Origin of the sequence: Streptomyces sp. NPDC056061 (assembly GCF_042266885.1) — a bacterium.
In the GTDB taxonomy this organism is placed as follows: Bacteria; Actinomycetota; Actinomycetes; order Streptomycetales; family Streptomycetaceae; genus Streptomyces.
In genome coordinates this window covers 136,081-152,752 of record NZ_JBHJWQ010000022.1, presented here as the reverse complement: position 1 = coordinate 152,752, position 16,672 = coordinate 136,081, and the positions used below count along the sequence as shown (strand labels likewise).

Sequence of the window (16,672 nt, the reverse complement as noted above, 5' to 3'; positions counted from 1 at the left end):
CAAATCCGACAACCGGACATCAGAAGACGGCTTCACCCAACCAGAACGCGGCATCCCCCCACAATATCCCAGAGCCACTTAACTGAACGGTATTGGGGCTAGGACAAGAGCGCCGACGGCGAGGACAGCGAGAGCGACGATCGTGGGGTTCACCCATGCGGGAACGAGGCCGACATGCTCGTTGCACGCGTCGGACAACGGGAAGTACGACGTGCCATCCGCACCGGTACGGTCCCGATACGCCTGGTCGTAGGTGGTGTGGAGGGTGAGCTCGCAGGTTTCCTGTACGTCCAGACCGCCTGAGAAGATGCCGAAGCCCCACACATTGGCCGCGAGGCTCCCGAAGATCAGGGCGGCACCGAGGAGCGCGACGGGCTGCTTGTGCCACGGCGGGGGCCGTTTCGCGCCATGGCGCAGCATCAGCAACCCTGCCGGGACCGCCAGGACAAGACCTGCGAGGACAAGTTCGAACATCAGGACTTGGAACCGACCCTAACGGTGATCACATCGGCGGACCCGAGCGCCTGCTTCCGGTCACCGGCCACCACCACGGCGTACGGCGTCGTACGGAGCGTCTGCGCGTACGCGGGCGCCTGAGCTTCGGTCTTCAGGCCCGTCGCTTCGATCCGCGTCACAGCGCCGTGCATGTGACGCTGTGACGCAGCGGTGGCATCCTGATGGTGCAACACGATGCTCAGTCCCCGCGCCCTGGCCTTCTTGACCCAGCCGCGCAGGCTCTCGGAGCTGATGCCGAGTTCGCGGGCGGCGTCGGTCACCGTCCGTCCCGACGAGCCCACGAGCTCGATCGCGTCCCGCTTGTAGTCGTCGGAGTACCGCTTCGCGTACTTGCTTCCCACATGGCACTACTTCCTCTGGGACCTCTCAGATCCCAGTCTCCAGGTGTCCGTGAGCAAGGGGAAGCTTCATGGAGCGCCTTACCCCAGAGCAGCGCCGCCGCTTCCGCCAGACCGTGGCGGGCTTCGTCGACGAGCCCCGCTCAGAATCAGTCAGAACTTCTGTTGTTCAGCATCGGGGGGCAGGAGACAGGGAGTGTCGACGGACAGACTCCATTGGTCATCGGCCACGTCACCCGCGGAGACATAGTGCTTGTCCTTCGGATGCCGGGCCTGAACACCGTAGGTACCACGCTCCTGCCCAGGGCCTTCCTGGTAGCCGACGATCTTGAATCCCTGGGCTTCAAGTTCGCTTTTCAGTGCCCTGACTGCCTCGCTGTACCGAGCCCGGGGCAGCTTGGCGCGTGCGTTGAACATCAGGGTGAACCGGCTGTCGTCGGCCGTCTCGCCGTTCTTGCCGGTGCAGTTGGTGAAGTTTGCCTTGGCCGTGGCGGGAATGATCTCGGCCTTGGTCGTGTGGGCCATGGACTCGACCCAGTGCTGGGCCCAGGCCTGCGCCTTCTCCTTACTCATGCGGGGAAGGGGATCGTTTACGCCGTTGTCGGACATGCAGCCTCCGAGAAGCAGTGCGAGGGCAAGGGCGAGGGAGGCCCGCCGTGTTGTGGGCATGGTCTGCGGTCTCTTTCGGATCAGTTGGACGGCCCGGGACGCGGCTTCAGCCCGGCGATGATGCGGCCCTGATTGTCGAGGCTCTGGCTGCCGTCGTCCCAATATCCGCTGTGCCCGGAGGTGTCGACATACATCCTATGGGCTCCGAAATCGGGGTCCTTCGGGTCCACTGAGAGTGTGAGTCCGGAGGTCCAGTTGGAGACGAAGTCGTCCCCGGAAGCGACGACCCACCGGTGTTGGGGATTCACGTGTAGCTGGTCGGCGCGTTCCACGGTGAGGCCCGGGCTGCCTGCTCCAGGAGTCCGCCCGGGTCCGTGCGGAGTTCACCGCGAAGGTCACCCGGCTCAGCGCGGGCAGGCGCGTGCTTCCCGACGACTTCACCCCCAGTCGGATCATCCTTGCCATGCTGCTCAAGAACCGAGAAAGGCTGACCCCGGATTCCGTCTTCGGCTTCTCCCAGATCACCATTGCCCAGACCGCAAAAGCCCTGGCAGCACGAGGGGTGACCGTCGAGGTCATCGGAATCCCGGAAGGCGACTCCGGCACGCTTCCTCTGCCTTCGTGTCGTGCAGGGATCGGCGCGGTGGTTCCTGGGTGAGCGTCCTGGACGGTGGTGCGTCGGGACGACGGGCGATGCCGGGGAAGCATGCTCCGGTGCCGCACCCGACCGGCCTGGGCGAGGCGCGTCTCACGCCCAGAGTTGTTCGCCGAGAGTCGTGCCGGGTGCGGCGCCCGGGAGGACGTAGGCCACGGCCGAGGCCCGGTGCTGGAGGAAGGGGTTCAGGGCGTCGCGGGCGGCCAGGCGGTCCTGGACGCGGGTGAACTGGGCGGGGTCGCGCATGAAGGCGCAGAAGAGCAGGCCGCGGTCGGCCGGGCCGTCGTCGTAGCTGTAGCTGCGGCGGAGCATCCGGGCGCCGCCGTCGAAGCGGGGGTTGGCGAGCCGCACATGGGCGGTGGCGGGGATGACGTAGGAACCGTCGGGGTTCTTGGCGTAGATGTCCGGCTCGTCGTGCTCGGCGGTGCCGCTGAGGGGTACGCCGTCGTGGGCGCGGCGGCCGATCACCCGGTCGCGTTCGTCCTCGGGGAGGGCCGCGAAACCGGCAACGTCCATGTGGATTCTTCGGTAGACGAGGACGGTGCCGTTCCGGTGGGCTCCGGTCGGGTCCCAGACCCACCGCTCGGCCGCCGCCCGATCGGGATTGGCGATGCCGTCCTTGGAACCGAACAGGTTGCGCGGGGTCGTGCCCGGGGTCGTGCGGGGCAGGAAGCCGGACTGGGTCCAGCGTGGCCGGGCTCCCGCGGACTGAGCGGCCGTGCCGACGAGTTCGGCGACGACGGTGAGGGTCCAGCGGTCGGCGGCGCACAGTTGGACCAGGAGGTCGCCGTTGCTGCGGTGCGGGTCGAGACGGTCCCCGGGAAAGACGGGCAACTCGCCGAGGGAGGCGGGGACGTCGAGGCCGAGGCGGGTGGCGGGAGCGGGGCCGATGCCGACCAGGGAGGTGAGCCGGGTCGGGCCGCCGCCCTGGATTCGCGGATCGGGTGGGGTGGCGGAGGCCGCGGTGGCGAGCGTGCGGGTCAGCGCGCCGAGGACGCCGCGCAGAGTCTTCCGGTCGTCGGCGACGGAGGTGTGCGGGAGGTCGAAGGAGAGCAGGTGCGTCGCCGGTTGCTGGGGCGCCGTGACACCCGCCTGCCGGGCGCCGTGGAAGGGAATCGCGGTCTCGGCCGGCGGAGCTCCGGCGGTGGCGGGGGCGGGGGTCCGGTCGCCCCTCGCCAGTTCGTCGGCCGCCGCACCGATCCCGGCGGCGAGAACGGCTCCACCGGCGAGCAGTGCCCGACGCCGCCCGAAACCGGTTGCCGCGGGGCGGGACGATTCCTGCGCATTTCCCTGTTCGGTGGGCATACGCCTATTGCAGACGATAAAACAACTGTCATGCAACTCCTGCCCTCAGAAGGCTTGTTGATGCGCCCCGCAGCCCCGACCACAGTGGTCCGGGCGGCTCTGCGTCTGTCGGTGCTGGTCGTCGCGGTCGCGATGACCGCCGCCGGGTGCTCCGGTACGGGATCGAGGTCCTCCGAGGCACAACATCCGGCGGGGAGCGTGCTGCGCGTCCCGCAGGACTTCGGCTCGGTGCAGAAGGCGGTGGACGTCGCTCGTGAGGGCGAGACGGTACTGATCGGCCCGGGTGTGTACCGGGAGAGTGTGCGCGTCACCAAGCCCCGTGTGGTGCTGCGCGGAACGGACCGCAACGCGGTGGTTCTCGACGGCGGCATGCGGCTGGCCAACGGCATCACCCTGACCGGCGCCGGTTCGGTGGTCGAGAACCTCACCGTGCACGGCTACCTCGCCAACGGTGTGCTGTTCACCGGCGTCACCGACGAGAAGTTGCAGCAGCGCGGCGCCGGCGGCTCCGCCTACGACCCGCTGGACACCACCCGCTTCCCCGCCGTCCGGGGCTTCCGCGCGACCCGGGTGACGGCGTACAACAACGGCCTGTACGGCATTTACGCCTTCGACGCGCGCGACGGCGTGATCGAGGACTCCTACGCCTCGGGGCACGCCGACTCCGGCATCTACGTCGGCCAGTGCAAGCCCTGCAACACCGTCGTCCGCGGCAACACCGTGGAACGCAACGCGGTCGGCGTCGAACTGACCAATGCCTCGGACGGCCTGTCGGTGCTGGGCAACCGCGTCGCCCTGAACAGGGTCGGCGTCACGATCAACTCCAATGATCTGGAGGCCCTGGCCCCGCAGCACGGTGCGTTGATCGCCGGCAATGCGGTCGTCGACAACAACGCCGCCGGCACACCCCAGCAGGCGGACGGTGGCTTCGGCATCGGCATCGGCATCGGCGGCGGCACCGGGAACCTCGTCCGGCGCAACCTGGTCCGGGGCAACCGTGCGGCCGGGGTGGTCGTCACCGATCCGCCGGGGCATCCGGCGAGCGGCAATCGCGTCGAGGGCAACCTCGCCACCGACAACGGGGCCGACCTCGTGCTGGCCTCGGCCGATCCCACCAACTGCTTCGCGGGCAACCGGCCCGCCGTCCAGAGCCCGGACGGCCTGGAGGATCGCGCGGGCTGCGGCACTCGCCGCCGGGGCGCGCTGCCCGGCGGCCGGACGGTGCCGGTACAGGCGCCGCCCGGGGTCCCGTTCAGCCGGGTGCCGGCCCCGCGCGCCCAGCCGTCCATGCCGGACACGACGGCCCCGGGCGTCCCGGCGACCGGCCTGCCGGGGCCCGTCGACGCGGCCACGTACCCGCTCCCGAAGAGCGCGGACGCCGTGCCGCGTCCGCGCTGAGCACGGTGACGTGGCAGGGCCGGTTAGGCGGTGGGCTCGGTGACGTCACGTGACGTGGCGCGGCCGGTGACGTGGTGACTTCGGTGACACGGTCCGTTCGGTGACGTGGTGTTCTCGGTGATGCGGTGAGCGTGGTGGTGCTCAGCCGCTGCCCCACGGTGTCGCGGGGATCTCGGCCCGGCCGTCGCGTCCGGAGAACTCGATGGTGGTCGGATTCCCCAGGCCCGGCATCCGCATCGTCACCCGCCGCAGGCCGCCGTCGTCGTCGACCCAGTACGTCAGCGGCGACCGTCCGCCGTCGGGCCCCGCACCTGGCGTGGCGCCCTGAGCGCGCGGCCCGGCGAACCGGTCGTAGTCCCGGCCGTCGATGCGGTCGCGCTCCAGTCGGCGAGCCCCGGACTGTGCGAGCAACAGCGGGTTCTCGGGGCGGTCCGCGCCGAGCCCGATCAGCAACTGGAGCCCGGCGTCCAGCGGGTCGGCCGTGTAGGAGCGCGAGGACCAGCCCGAGCGTGGAATGCGCTCGGCCTGCTGCCAGGACGGGCTGCTGCCGCCCTTCGGCACGGGGGCCAGGCCGAGGCCACCGGTGTCCCAGACGACCAGGCCGCGGTCGAGCTGCCCGGCGACGGGTCCGGAGGCACCGGACGGCCCGAAGGGGCCGGAGGAGCCGGAAGAGCCGGTGACCTGGTAGCTCCCCACGGCCCGGTGGGTTCGGTAGTCCACAACGCCCTTGACCCGCACCACCACTCCGCCGCCCTCGGTCGCGGTGAGGGTCACCGCCACCGGACTCGCCTGGTACAGATTCAGCCGCGACAGCGCCAGCCTGGACGCCTCCTCCATCGTCACCGGTCGCTCCTCGGTGTCGTCGGCGAGGCTCCGGTAGGCGGCCACGCCGCCCGCTGCCGCGCCGCACACCACGAGTGCGATCAGGGTTCCGAGCCAGCGGGTCCGACGCGGCACACGGCCACCGGTCTTCCTCTTCCGAGCCACGCGGTCGCCTTCTCTCGTCTTCTCTCGTCGGTCACAACAGGAGGGCGGGTCCGCGAACCACTGGTCCACGGACCCGCCCGGTCCGGCCCGGCGGATCACCGGTGCCGGTCACGGTGCCGGGGGCGTACGTGCCGGACGCCCCCGGCCAGGCAGGACTTTCGACACACGCCTAGTGGTGCAGTGCCCTTCGCCGGCGCATCAGCACGACCAGCCCCGCGCCGAGGACGGTGAGCGCGGCGCAGCCGGCCAGGGCCAGCGGAACCAACCGGCTCATGCCGGTCGCCGCGAGGCCCGAGCCGGATGCGTGGCCCTGTGCTCCGGGTTCACCCGGTGCACCCGGCGCCCCGGGTGAACCCGGCTTCCCCGGTGCCGATGTCGTCGGCGTCGGCGTCGGCGTCGGGGTGGGCTCGGGCAACCGCTGGTTGACCGCCGTCACCGAGACCCCGGCGTCGAGGTTGTCGGCGGTCAGCACCAGCGGCCCGAACACCGTCTCGTCGGGTACGGCGTACCCGTCGGGCGGGCTGACCTCCTGCCAGTAGTACGTCCCCGGCGCACCGGCGCCCTGGCAGATGCCGTCGGTCCCGGTCGTGCAGGACTCGTCGACCCGTGTGTCCGGCTCCGTGCCGGTGGTCTGCAGACCGTCGGACTCGTTCGTCTCCTTCCAGAGCTGGAACTTCGCCCCTGCCAACGGTTTGCCGTCCTGGTCGTGCTTGACCAGGCGCAGCACTCCCTCCTGCTGACGGAAGCCGAAGTCGTAGGTGTGGTCGTTCTCCCCCGGCCCGCCGGTGGTCAGTGCCCGTTCCGGGAACTTCGCACCCTTCGGGACGATGCCCTTGGAGTCGATGAAGTGGTTGTCGCCGACATCCGCTTCCGTGGGCACCCATTGGTGGAGCGGGCCGCCCTCGGCGTAGTCGGCCGGTTCGTCGAGGCGGATGGTGTACTTGGTCCTCGGTTCGAGTCCGCCGGTGACGTTGGAGTCGTCGAAGTAGTACTCGCCGCGCTCCGTCGTCCAGGTCGTCCCGACGAGCTTGCCCGACTCGTCGTACAGATGGACGGTCACGCCGACGACCGGGCGCTGGCCCGGCTGCTGAACGCCCTTTCGCTCGGGGTCGTACCAGACCCGGTTGCCGATCTGGAGCGGTGCCTGGTCGCAGAGGACCTCCAGGTCGCCCATCGAGGCACCCTTGCCGAACGGGGCCACGTCGCCCGGTGGGTTGAGGCGCAGGCCGAACTCCGGGTCCTGCGCGCCGTCGCGCCGGAGGAACGACGTGCCGTAGCCGTAGGCGGTGTGGTTGGGGTCGAAGGCGGACGTCGCGATGGTGTTCTCGACCCTGGAGAGCGCCATGCCGGCGAACGCCGTGTTGCGGTGGCCACCCCAGCTGGTGTCGAAGAACCGGGTGCCCCGGGAGGACAGCCCGCAGCCGTTGTTGGTGTCCATCACATACGTGCCGTTCACCGGGCAGGCCTTGTTCAGGTCACCGCCCGACATGACGACGGCGGCGGAGTTCGGCGTGGGACCGGCCGGTGCGCGGTCGCCGAAGCGGTCGCGGAAGGCCAGCAGCATCGAGCCGTCGGTCTCGAAGGAGATCTCGCCCAACTCGGGTTCGGGGTTGGCGATGGTGGAGTTGCCGCACTCACGGCCGTTCTGCGAGTCCGGGTAGGTGCTCGTCCACGGGAACCAGCCCGCGCCGTCGCACGGGCCGCCGCCGACGGTCGAGCCGCGCGGGTAGTCCAGTGGCTGGTTCAGCACGGCGTCCCGGAAGACGCCGGTGTCCGGGTCGAAGGGCAGCACCACCGCGTGCAGGTCCGAGAGCTTCCCGGTGGACTCGCCCGAGCAGACCCCGCCCAGGTAGCCGGTGCCGTCCCGCATCCCCAGGCCGAAGGGGCGCCAGTCCCCGGCCGCCGGGCAGCCCGGGTCCGGGACTGCGTAGACGGCCTTCGGCGCAGCGGCGGTCGGCCCGGTGGCGTCGTAGCGGTAGAGCTTGCGGTTGTTGAGGTTGACGACGAACAGGTCCTTGCCGTCGTCGGTGACCTCGATGCCGCCCAGGCTCTCCTTTCCGGGCACGTCGAGGAAGGCGTCGTCGGTGCCGGGGCCGTGCGCCGTCCTCCCCGCGTCGGGGACGACGGTGAACAGTGAGGTCTTCTTCCGCGCGGGGTCGGTCACGTAGATCCCACCGGCGCCGCCGGGACCGTAGTCCGTGGTGCGTTTGGCCACTGCCGAGGAGAACACCCGCTTGTCGGCCCGGTTCCACGCGATGCCGAACAGAGTGCCGGTCTCGGCGTTGGTGGCGATGTTCGTGACGTCGACGTCGACGCCGTCCTGGCCGCGCGCGTCGTACGGGAAGGAGACCAGCGTGCGCTGGGTCCCGCCCTCGCGCGTGGTGGGCTGACACGTCGTCATCAGCGGTGCGTTCTTCTGGCAGTAGTCGCCCGGACTCCACAGCCCGGTGGTGAGTGCCACGCTCTTCCCGCCGGAGAGGTCGACGAACTCCTCGTTGCTGCTCAGCTGGTTGGGCGCGCCGTCGAGCCCCTGGCGGGAGGCGAAGGCCGGGAACAGTACGCCCGGCTTCGGATTCACCACCTGCACGCGGTATGTGCCGCCGGTGTTCCCGTCCGCCTCCGGAGTCAGCGTCACGGTGCCGTCGGCCGCCGTGACCCCCTCGACGCCGGTGCCGGCGTCGTCGGTGAGGGTCACCGTGACGCCCGCGACACCCGGTTCCAGTGCGGGCGTCCACACCCCGCTGTTGTCGACGGCCCGGATCACCCGGACCGTCACCGATCCCTCCCCCGCCTGCGAATGCGCCGTGGGCGCCATGGCTAACGAGGCACTACCGATTCCCAGGGCGAGAGCGGCCACGCAGCCGACGGTGCGGCGGCCGGGAGCACCCGGACGCCGCCGACGCGACTCGGGCGCGGCTCTCTTCGTTCGTTCACGTGTGGATGTCATCCCCTGCTCTCAGCGTCCAGAAGGCCCTGCGGCCCTGCTCGTGAAGGAGTACATAGAGAGATGCGGAGAACCGCCTTGTCGGGGATCTTAAAGAGGGTTTGAGCAAGATCGTGCCGGAATGGCGAACTCGGCCTCCACCAGTTCGCCGTCACTGTGATCGCGTGCCGGGTCCGCACCGCCGACCGCGGTTCCGGCAGGCGCGCCGATGGGGGGATCGCCGCGTCTCCGGACGTACTTCCGGAAGGCGTGCCGACCGGGAATCACCGTGTCGCCGACCGCGGTTCCGGCAGATGCGCCAACGGGAATCACCGTGTCCGCGGCGGTGGTTCGGGCAGGGACGCCCAGGTGTCGCCGCCGTCGTCGCGGGGACGGCCCTGCCGTGGTGCGGCTCCCGCACTCCCCCCGGACCGTTTCGCGGTTCAGCGGCCGATGTCGCGGGCCAGGTCGAGACCGAGGACGCGGTCGAGGTGGGCGAAGGTCTCGAACTTCGCGCCGGGCGGCACATCGGGCCGTTCCGCCACGTCGTCCAGCATGCCCAGCACGGTGTGGACGCCGAGGTCGTCGACGAGCGCCGTGTGCGACCGGCGCAGCAGGTCGTCGGGGATCGGCCGGGACGGCTCGCGCGCCCAGTCGGCGACCTGCCGCCGCCACCGGCGCAGGGTGCGCCGGGCTTCGGACAGGGCCTCGCCGGTGACGGTCGTCGGCGTTCCGTAGGGGCGGCCGAGCAGCAGCAGTCGCACGGCGAGCGGATCGGCGTCGTCCGCGGCGGCTTCGTCGGGGCGGACCGGCGGGAGGAGGGAGCCGGGCGCGCCCTCGTCGAGCGGGGCCGTGGCGACCGGTCCCACCTCGACCCGCAGCCCGTCCGCGGCATCGGACGGGTCGGCGTCCCGGGCGACCACGTGCACGTCGGCGGGGCCGCCGAGCGCCGCGTCCGGGTGGTGCGCGCCGACGACGACGGGCGGGTGGATGCCCAGCACGGCCATGACGCGGTCGAGTGCCCGGTAGCGGTCGTCGGTGAGCCGCGGCGTGCTGAGGACGGTGACGACCTGGAGGCCGTGCAGTTCGGCGGTGCGGGCCAGTACGTCACCGATCAGCAGGACGCGCAGGTGCCCCGGCCCGAGCCCGGTGCCGTCCCGCGCATCCGGGTCGAGACCGGACAGATGGACGTGACCGCGCAGCAGGCGGCGGGGGGCGGCGGGGATCTCCACCAGCCGGCCGGTACGGGTGTCGGCGATGCGCAGCATGATCAGCCCTTCTCCGTGAGTTGCTCGTCGAGTTCGTCGAAGAGCAGTTCGCCGTGGTCGATCTGACCGGTCCGGTAGGCGGCGCGGGCCACCAGGTGCGCGGCGACCGGACCGGTCATCATCTGGAAGAAGGCGATCAGTCCGAGGGTGGCGAGGTCCATGCCGCTGCGCAGCCGCAGGGCGACTCCGACGAGGACCAGGATCATGCCGAGGGTCTGCGGTTTGGTGGCTGCGTGGCTGCGGGAGAGCACGTCCGGCAGCCGCAGCATGCCGATCACACCGAGCAGGCAGATCACCGCGCCGATGGCGACCAGCGCCGCGCCGGTCGTGTCGAGGATCTGGAGCCGGACGTTCATGGTGTGCCTCCTTCGGGGGCGTCGTCGCTCCCGCCGCCGATCGCCCCTCCCTTGCCGTTGCCGGGCGTGTCCGGACCGCTCGACGGCGTCGGCCGGTCGCGGGCGGCGATGAAGCGGGCGATGCCGACCGATCCGGTGAACCCGAGGAAGGCGAGGACGAGCATGATCGGGAAGTAGAACGGGTCGCGTGCGACGGCGGACTTGGCGCCGAGGCCCGCGATGATGAGGGCGGCGCAGACGTCCAGCGAGATGGCCCGGTCCAGCATGGACGGGCCGCGCCAGATCCGGGCGAGGAGCACCGCTCCGGCGACGACGATCACGACGACGGATGCGGTGAGCAGCACCCGGTCGACGGTCTCCGGAGCGCTCATCTGCCGTGCCTCCCGAGGTGTCCGGCCGGTGCGGGTTCGGCGACGCGGGCGATCTCGTCGGGCGTGCCGAAGGCCCGTACGACGAGCCGTTCCAGTCGCCAGACGGAGCGGCGGGCCGCTTCCAGGGCGGCGGGCCGGTCCGCGTCGAGGACGTGCAGGAAGAGGGTGGCGGTGGCGCGGCGCACCTCGACGATCGATCCGCCGGGGACGTTGGACACGGCGACGGCGGTGGCCGCGAGCATCAGGTCCGAGCGGCAGCGCAGCGGTACGGCGATGACCGCGGCGTGGTGCGGATAGCCGACGAAGATCTGCCGGGTGACCCGGACGCCCGAGGTGTACATGTCGTGGAGCAGGGAGCCGGTGAGCACCAGGATGCCCCAGGGGTGCAGCCGGAGCCCGAGTTCGACCCGGGGCAGGGGGAAGGCCAGGCAGACCGCGACCGCGACGACCACGCCGGTGAGCACGTTCACCCAGTTCAATCCGGACCAGAGCAGCACCCAGATCACGGTGAGCCAGGCGATCAGGGGGAGGTCGAGCACGCGCCGCCCCCGGTACCGGCTGCCGGGGGCCGGCCGGTCCCGGTGCCGGAAGGACAGCGTGATGATGCGTTTCACGGGTTGAACACCGCCTCCGTGTAGGGGGAACGGGTGAGGAGTTCGACGGCGGCGCGGTTGGTGTAGGAGGTGAGCGGTCCGGCGAACACGGTGAAGGCGAGCCCGAGGGCGACGGCCGCGGCGGTGGCCGCGGTCATCGGGCGCGGCAGGTGCGTCGTGGTGGTGACGGCGTGTCCGTGCAGGGTGGCCGCGACCGCCCGCCCGGCGGGCTGGTGGCGTTGGCGTACGGATTCGTCGCCGCTGCCGGGGATGTGGTCGGGACCGGTGTCGATGTCGGCGTCCTCCTCGTCGGGACCGGCCTCCAGGAGGGTGCCGGCCGCTGCCTGTCCCGGGGGCGCGGCCCGCCAGAACGCCAGGTTCCAGACCTTGGCCACCACGTACAGCGTGAGCAGGCTGGTCACGGCGGATCCGGTGACCAGGAGCCAGGCCCAGGCCCCGCCGTCGGCCACCCCGGCCCGCATCAGGCCGAGTTTGCCGATGAAGCCGGAGAGCGGCGGGATGCCTGCCAGGTTCATGGCGGGGACGAAGAAAAGGACGGCGAGGAGGGGCGCGGCCCTTGCCAGTCCGCCGATGCGGGTGAGTTCGGTGGTGCCGCTGCGGCGTTCGATCAGCCCGGTGGTCAGGAAGAGGGTGGTCTGCACGGTGATGTGGTGGGCGACGTAGACGATCGCGCCGCTGTACGCGTCCCGGGTGGCGAGGCCGATACCGAAGACCATGTAGCCGATGTGGCTGACGAGAGTGAAGGAGAGCAGCCGTTTCAGGTCGGTCTGGGCGACGGCTCCGAGGATGCCGATGACCATCGAGGCGAGTGCGGCGGCCATCAGGAGATCGCCGAGCCGGTTGCCGGGGAAGAGCAGGGTCTCGGTGCGCAGCATGCAGTAGACGCCGACCTTGGTGAGCAGGCCGGCGAAGACCGCGGTGACGGGGGCCGGGGCGGTCGGGTAGGAGTCGGGGAGCCATGCGGCGAGCGGGAAGACGGCGGCCTTGATGGCGAAGACGGTGAGCAGCATGGTCTGGATCAGGATCTGCACGCCGAGCGGGAGTTGGGCGAGCCGCCCGGCGAGTTGGGCGAAGTTGGCGGTGCCGGTGGCCGCGTAGGTCATGGCGATGGCGGTGAGGAACAGCATCGACGAGAGCAGCGAGACGATCACGTAGGTGGAGCCCGCGCGGACGCGGGGGCCGGTGCCGCCGAGGGTGAGCAGGACGAAGCTGGCGACCAGCATGATCTCGAAGCCGACGAAGAGGTTGACGAGGTCGCCGGCGAGGAAGGTGCAGGAGACCCCGGCGACCAGGATCAGGTACGCGGGGTGGTAGATCGCGACGGGTGTTTCCTCGTCGCGGTCGGCCATGCCCTGGCCCAGGGAGTAGATCAGCACGCAGAGCGTGATGGCGGAGGAGACGGTCAGCATCAGCCCCGAGAGCCGGTCGGCGACCAGGGTGATGCCGATCGGCGGTGCGAAGTCGCCGAGGTGGACGGCGAGCGGGCCGTGCCGGTCGGCGGCGATCATCAGGGCGACGGAGAGGCCGAGCACGGCGGTGAGGACCGCGACGCTGATCAGGCGCTGGACCTGTTTGAGACGGGTGCCGAAGGCGAGGCTCAGGCCGGTGGCGCAGAGCGGCAGCAGCACCGGCAGGGGGACGAGTTCGTTCATCCGGTGGCTCCCGGGTCGGTGTCGTCGGGGCGGGGGCCGCTGTGCGGGCCGCCGTCGCCGGGGCCTGTCGGGCGGTTCTCGGGGTGCCCCTCGGGGCGGGGCGGGGACGGGGCGTGGTTCTCCGGGCGGGCCAGTCCCCTGGCGTAGTCGTCGGGGTCCGCGCCCAGGACGTCGTGCCAGAGGTCGCCGGTGGCGTACCGGCCGCGGGCCTGGAGGGCGCGGTCGGCGCGCAGCCGGGCCCGCAGGCGGCGGCGCTCCTCGCGGTAGCGGGCGCGTGCCTCGTCCGTGACGTCGTCGGCGGCCCGGTAGCGTTCGCGCAGTTCGTCCCGCTCCCCCAGCACTTCGGCCCGCAGCGCGATGCGCCGGTCCTCGTCGTCGTCGTGGACCTCGTCGGTGCCGTTCAGTTGGTGGCTGCGGTAGGCCATGGCGAGGAGGAACGCGGTGGTGGCGAGGGTGATGACGATGGCGGTCAGCGCGATGGCCTGCGGCAGCGGGTCGGTGACGAGGTGCAACGGGACTCCGTAGAGGAGCGGCTCCTTGCCGGCCGGTCCGCTCGCGGCGATGACGAGCAGGTTGATGCCGTTGCCGGCGATCACCGCACCGAGCAGGATGCGGGTGAGGGGCCGGGTGAGCATGAGGATGCCGCCGACCGCGCACAGCACCGCCGCGGTGGCCAGGAGCGAGACGCTCACCGTCATCGCGGGGCGCCTCCCGTCCCGGGAGTGGCCTCCGGTGGTGGGCCGGTGCCCGGTGCGGCATCCTCCGCCTCCGCCGCCTGCAGGGCGGCGGCCCGTTCGATCTGACGGTCGATCTTGGCGCCGAGCGCGCGCACGATGTCCAGGACCACGCCCAGGACCAGGAGGTAGACGCCGAAGTCGAAGAGGATCGGGGTGCCGATGTGGTACGCCCCGATCACGGGCAGGTGTCCGTGGTGGGTCCAGGCGTGCAGGACCGTTCCGTCGACGAGGCCGAGCAGGGCGACTCCGGTGGAGACGAACAGTCCGAGGCCGGTGAAGAGGCCGGGTTGCAGGGGCGCGGCCTCGGCGAGTTCGAAGCGGCCGCCGGCGAGGTAGCGGGTGATCAGGGCGAGTCCGGCGACCAGGCCCGCGACGAAGCCTCCGCCCGGCAGGTTCTCCGCGCTGAACAGCAGGTACACCGAGAGCACCAGGACGGGGTGGAACAGCAGCCGGGCCACCACCTCGAAGACGATCGAGCGGTGCTCGGGGGCGAGCGTCGCACCGGCGGCGAGCCAGCCGCGTTCCGGTGCCCCCTCGTCGCCCCGCGGCAGACCCGTCATCCCGGGCGCGCTCAACGACCAGGCGGTGCGTCCCCGTACCTCCTCGCGCAGCGATGCGCCCTCGGTGCGGCGGTGCAGGTAGATCAGGCTGGTCACCCCGATCGCCGCGGCGGCGAGCACGGCGGACTCCCCCATCGTGTCCCAGGCGCGCAGGTCGACCAGGATGGTGGCCACCACGTCCTTGAGGCCGTGGTGGGAGACCTCCTCGACCATGGCCGCGCCCGCCGGTTCCGCCGTACGGGCGGCCGCCGAGACCCACACCACCACGCTGAGCGTCGCCGCGGCGGCCAGCGCCACCGGGATGCGGACGAGCCGTCGTCGGCTGCTGACCGACTCCTGGAAGTGCACCGGCATCCGGCGCAGTACCAGCACGAACACGATCATCGACACGGTCTCGACGCAGAACTGGGTGAGTGCCAGGTCGGGGCCGCCCTGGACGACGAAGAGGAGCGCCGCGCCGTATCCCGTCAGCCCGGCCAGCACCACCGCCTTCATCCGGCGTCCGACGACGAGGCAGAGGAGTGCCGCCGCGCAGGTGAGGACGGCGACGGCGCCCTGCAGCGGGACGTCCCAGAGCCGCGGGAGGACTGCCCCGTGCCAGGGCCGGTCCACGCCGAGGACGGTGAGCTGGCCCGCCAGCATCACGAGCAGGGTGGTGGCGAGGTAGACGGTGAGCGAGCCGCGCTGGATGAAGCCGGTGAGCTGGAGCGAGAACCGTTCCAGGCCGAGCAGCAGGTGTCCGAAGACGCTGTCGGCGGTCGGCCAGGCGATCCGCCGGGAGAGCCGGGTCACGGTGGACCGGCCCGCGAAGAGCGCCGCGCCGCACGCCACGGCGAGGGCCGAGAGCAGCAGGGCGGTTCCGAGTCCGTGCCAGAGCGAGAGGTGGTAGGGGTGCGCGACCGGGGGGAAGGTGTCCGCGTACGCGCCGAGCAGCCCGTCGACCGGGCCCACGTCCGGTCCGAGGAGGAGCCCGCAGGCGGCGAGCAGGGCGGGTGCCGCGAGGAAGGCCGGGCCGACCCGGTGCACGGGGGTGTCCTCGACACCGGGCTTGCGGGCGAAGGCGCCCCAGACGAAGCGCACGGTGTACGCGACGGTCAGCGCGGAGCCGACGAACGTGACGCCCAGTGCCCAGCGGTCCGCGGTGCTTCCGTGCAGCAGTGTCTCGAACGCCGCCTCCTTGGCGGCGAAGCCGAGCAGCGGGGGCAGGGCGGCCATGGACGCGGCGGCCACCACGGCGACGGCACAGACGTGCGGCAGTGCCCGGCCGACGCCGGACAGCTTGCGCAGGTCGCGGGTGCCGGCCGCGTGGTCGACGATGCCGGTGACGAGGAACAGCGGGGCCTTGAACAGGGCGTGGGCGAGGATCATGGCGGTGGCGGCGAGTGCCGTGTTCCGGTTGCCGACCCCGGCGAGCAGGGTGAGGAAACCCAACTGGCTGACGGTGCCGTAGGCGAGGACGAGCTTGAGGTCGTTCAGGCGCAGTGCCCGCCAGCCGCCGAGCAGCATGGTGGCCGCGCCGAACACCATCACGACGGGCCGCCAGACCGGTACGTCGGCGAAGGCGGGGGCCAGCCGGGCGACGAGGTAGACACCGGCCTTCACCATCGCCGCCGCGTGCAGATAGGCACTGACCGGGGTGGGCGCGGCCATCGCGTTCGGCAGCCAGAGGCTGAACGGCCAGATCGCGGACTTCGACAGGGCCCCGCACAGGATCAGCACCACCGCGGCCGTCACGGCGGCGTCGGCGGGCGGCGGGTCGGCGAGGATCGTGGAGATCCGGTAGGTGCCCGTCGCCTGACCGATGATCAGGAAGCCGACGAACATCGCGAGGCCGCCGAGCGTGGTCACGGTGAGGGCCTGGAGCGCGGAGCGGCGGCTGTGCTTGCGTTCGCTGTCGAATCCGATCAGCAGGTACGAGAAGACCGTGGTCAGCTCCCAGAACACGTAGAGCGACATCAGGTCGTCGGCGAGGACCAGGCCGAGCATGGCTCCCGCGAACGCCAGGAGGTTCCCGGCGAAACCGGCGAGTTGCGGAGTCGCACCGGTGAAGTACGAGGCGCAGTAGAGCAGGACGAGCGTGCCGATTCCGGCCGCGAGCAGCACCATCAGTTCGGCGAGCGCGTCGAGCCTCAGATCGACGCCGACCCCCCACGCGGGCATCCACTGCCAGGTCTGGACGACGGAACCGCCCGAGACCGTGGTCCGCCACTGCGTGGCCGCCCAGACGGTGGCGGCGGCCGGGGCCGCCGCGAGGACGACGAAGGCGCGGCTGCCCAGCAGGCGCACCAGCGGGCGCGCGAAGCCGGCCAGGACGAAGTGGCAGACGATGAGCGCGGTCATGCGTCCCCGGAGGGTGTCCCGCGCCCGCCCTGGCCGGAGATCC

At 71.4% G+C, this 16,672-nt stretch carries 15 protein-coding genes; 2 read left to right on the top strand and 13 right to left on the bottom strand.

Going from position 1 to position 16,672, the window contains the following annotated elements:
• Window positions 1-78: 78 nt before the first annotated feature.
• From ACFC79_RS27260 to ACFC79_RS27250, 3 genes are all read right to left on the bottom strand, one after another.
• Window positions 79-474, bottom strand: coding sequence for a hypothetical protein (locus tag ACFC79_RS27260; protein WP_376245022.1), 396 nt, complete (start codon window positions 472-474; stop codon window positions 79-81).
• Window positions 474-857: a transposase gene (locus tag ACFC79_RS27255; protein WP_376245019.1), complete on the bottom strand. Its 384-nt coding sequence runs from the start codon at window positions 855-857 to the stop codon at window positions 474-476. The genes ACFC79_RS27260 and ACFC79_RS27255 overlap by 1 nt, the downstream gene beginning before the upstream one ends.
• Before the next feature lie 150 nt (window positions 858-1,007).
• The gene (locus tag ACFC79_RS27250) at window positions 1,008-1,427 is read right to left on the bottom strand and encodes a hypothetical protein (protein ID WP_376245016.1); all 420 of its coding nucleotides are present in this window, start codon (window positions 1,425-1,427) and stop codon (window positions 1,008-1,010) included.
• 385 nt (window positions 1,428-1,812) lie between these two features.
• On the opposite strand from ACFC79_RS27250, the gene ACFC79_RS27245 reads away from it, so the two are divergent.
• The gene (locus ACFC79_RS27245) at window positions 1,813-2,121 is read left to right on the top strand and encodes a TIGR04141 family sporadically distributed protein (protein WP_376245042.1); all 309 of its coding nucleotides are present in this window, start codon (window positions 1,813-1,815) and stop codon (window positions 2,119-2,121) included.
• 90 nt (window positions 2,122-2,211) lie between these two features.
• Here the strand turns inward: ACFC79_RS27245 and ACFC79_RS27240 are convergent, their stop codons facing one another.
• Window positions 2,212-3,423, bottom strand: coding sequence for a Dyp-type peroxidase (locus ACFC79_RS27240; RefSeq protein ID WP_376245015.1), 1,212 nt, complete (start codon window positions 3,421-3,423; stop codon window positions 2,212-2,214).
• 60 nt (window positions 3,424-3,483) lie between these two features.
• Between ACFC79_RS27240 and ACFC79_RS27235 the strand changes: the two genes are divergently transcribed.
• Window positions 3,484-4,821, top strand: a complete 1,338-nt coding sequence (locus ACFC79_RS27235; RefSeq protein WP_376245012.1) for a right-handed parallel beta-helix repeat-containing protein — start codon at window positions 3,484-3,486, stop codon at window positions 4,819-4,821.
• A gap of 141 nt (window positions 4,822-4,962) precedes the next feature.
• On the opposite strand, the gene ACFC79_RS27230 is transcribed toward ACFC79_RS27235, so the two are convergent.
• From ACFC79_RS27230 to ACFC79_RS27190, 9 genes are all read right to left on the bottom strand, one after another.
• A complete protein-coding gene (locus ACFC79_RS27230; protein ID WP_376245009.1) occupies window positions 4,963-5,808 on the bottom strand; it encodes a hypothetical protein in 846 nt (281 codons plus the stop codon).
• A 169-nt stretch (window positions 5,809-5,977) separates the two neighbouring features.
• Complete coding sequence (locus ACFC79_RS27225; RefSeq protein ID WP_376245007.1) at window positions 5,978-8,584, bottom strand: SdrD B-like domain-containing protein; 2,607 nt, start codon at window positions 8,582-8,584, stop codon at window positions 5,978-5,980.
• A gap of 590 nt (window positions 8,585-9,174) precedes the next feature.
• Window positions 9,175-9,999 (bottom strand): hypothetical protein, encoded by an 825-nt coding sequence (locus ACFC79_RS27220; RefSeq protein WP_376245004.1) that lies wholly within the window; start codon window positions 9,997-9,999, stop codon window positions 9,175-9,177.
• 2 nt (window positions 10,000-10,001) lie between these two features.
• On the bottom strand, window positions 10,002-10,355 hold the full coding sequence (mnhG, locus tag ACFC79_RS27215; RefSeq protein WP_376245002.1) for a monovalent cation/H(+) antiporter subunit G: 354 nt from the start codon (window positions 10,353-10,355) through the stop codon (window positions 10,002-10,004).
• The gene (locus ACFC79_RS27210; protein ID WP_376244999.1) at window positions 10,352-10,726 is read right to left on the bottom strand and encodes a monovalent cation/H+ antiporter complex subunit F; all 375 of its coding nucleotides are present in this window, start codon (window positions 10,724-10,726) and stop codon (window positions 10,352-10,354) included. The genes mnhG and ACFC79_RS27210 overlap by 4 nt, the downstream gene beginning before the upstream one ends.
• Window positions 10,723-11,340 (bottom strand): Na+/H+ antiporter subunit E, encoded by a 618-nt coding sequence (locus ACFC79_RS27205; protein ID WP_376244996.1) that lies wholly within the window; start codon window positions 11,338-11,340, stop codon window positions 10,723-10,725. Before ACFC79_RS27205 ends, ACFC79_RS27210 begins: the two co-directional genes overlap by 4 nt.
• The gene (locus tag ACFC79_RS27200) at window positions 11,337-12,992 is read right to left on the bottom strand and encodes a Na+/H+ antiporter subunit D (protein ID WP_376244994.1); all 1,656 of its coding nucleotides are present in this window, start codon (window positions 12,990-12,992) and stop codon (window positions 11,337-11,339) included. Before ACFC79_RS27200 ends, ACFC79_RS27205 begins: the two co-directional genes overlap by 4 nt.
• Window positions 12,989-13,690: a Na(+)/H(+) antiporter subunit C gene (locus ACFC79_RS27195; protein ID WP_376244991.1), complete on the bottom strand. Its 702-nt coding sequence runs from the start codon at window positions 13,688-13,690 to the stop codon at window positions 12,989-12,991. The genes ACFC79_RS27200 and ACFC79_RS27195 overlap by 4 nt, the downstream gene beginning before the upstream one ends.
• Window positions 13,687-16,629 (bottom strand): Na+/H+ antiporter subunit A, encoded by a 2,943-nt coding sequence (locus ACFC79_RS27190; RefSeq protein WP_376244988.1) that lies wholly within the window; start codon window positions 16,627-16,629, stop codon window positions 13,687-13,689. The genes ACFC79_RS27195 and ACFC79_RS27190 overlap by 4 nt, the downstream gene beginning before the upstream one ends.
• Window positions 16,630-16,672: the final 43 nt, after the last annotated feature.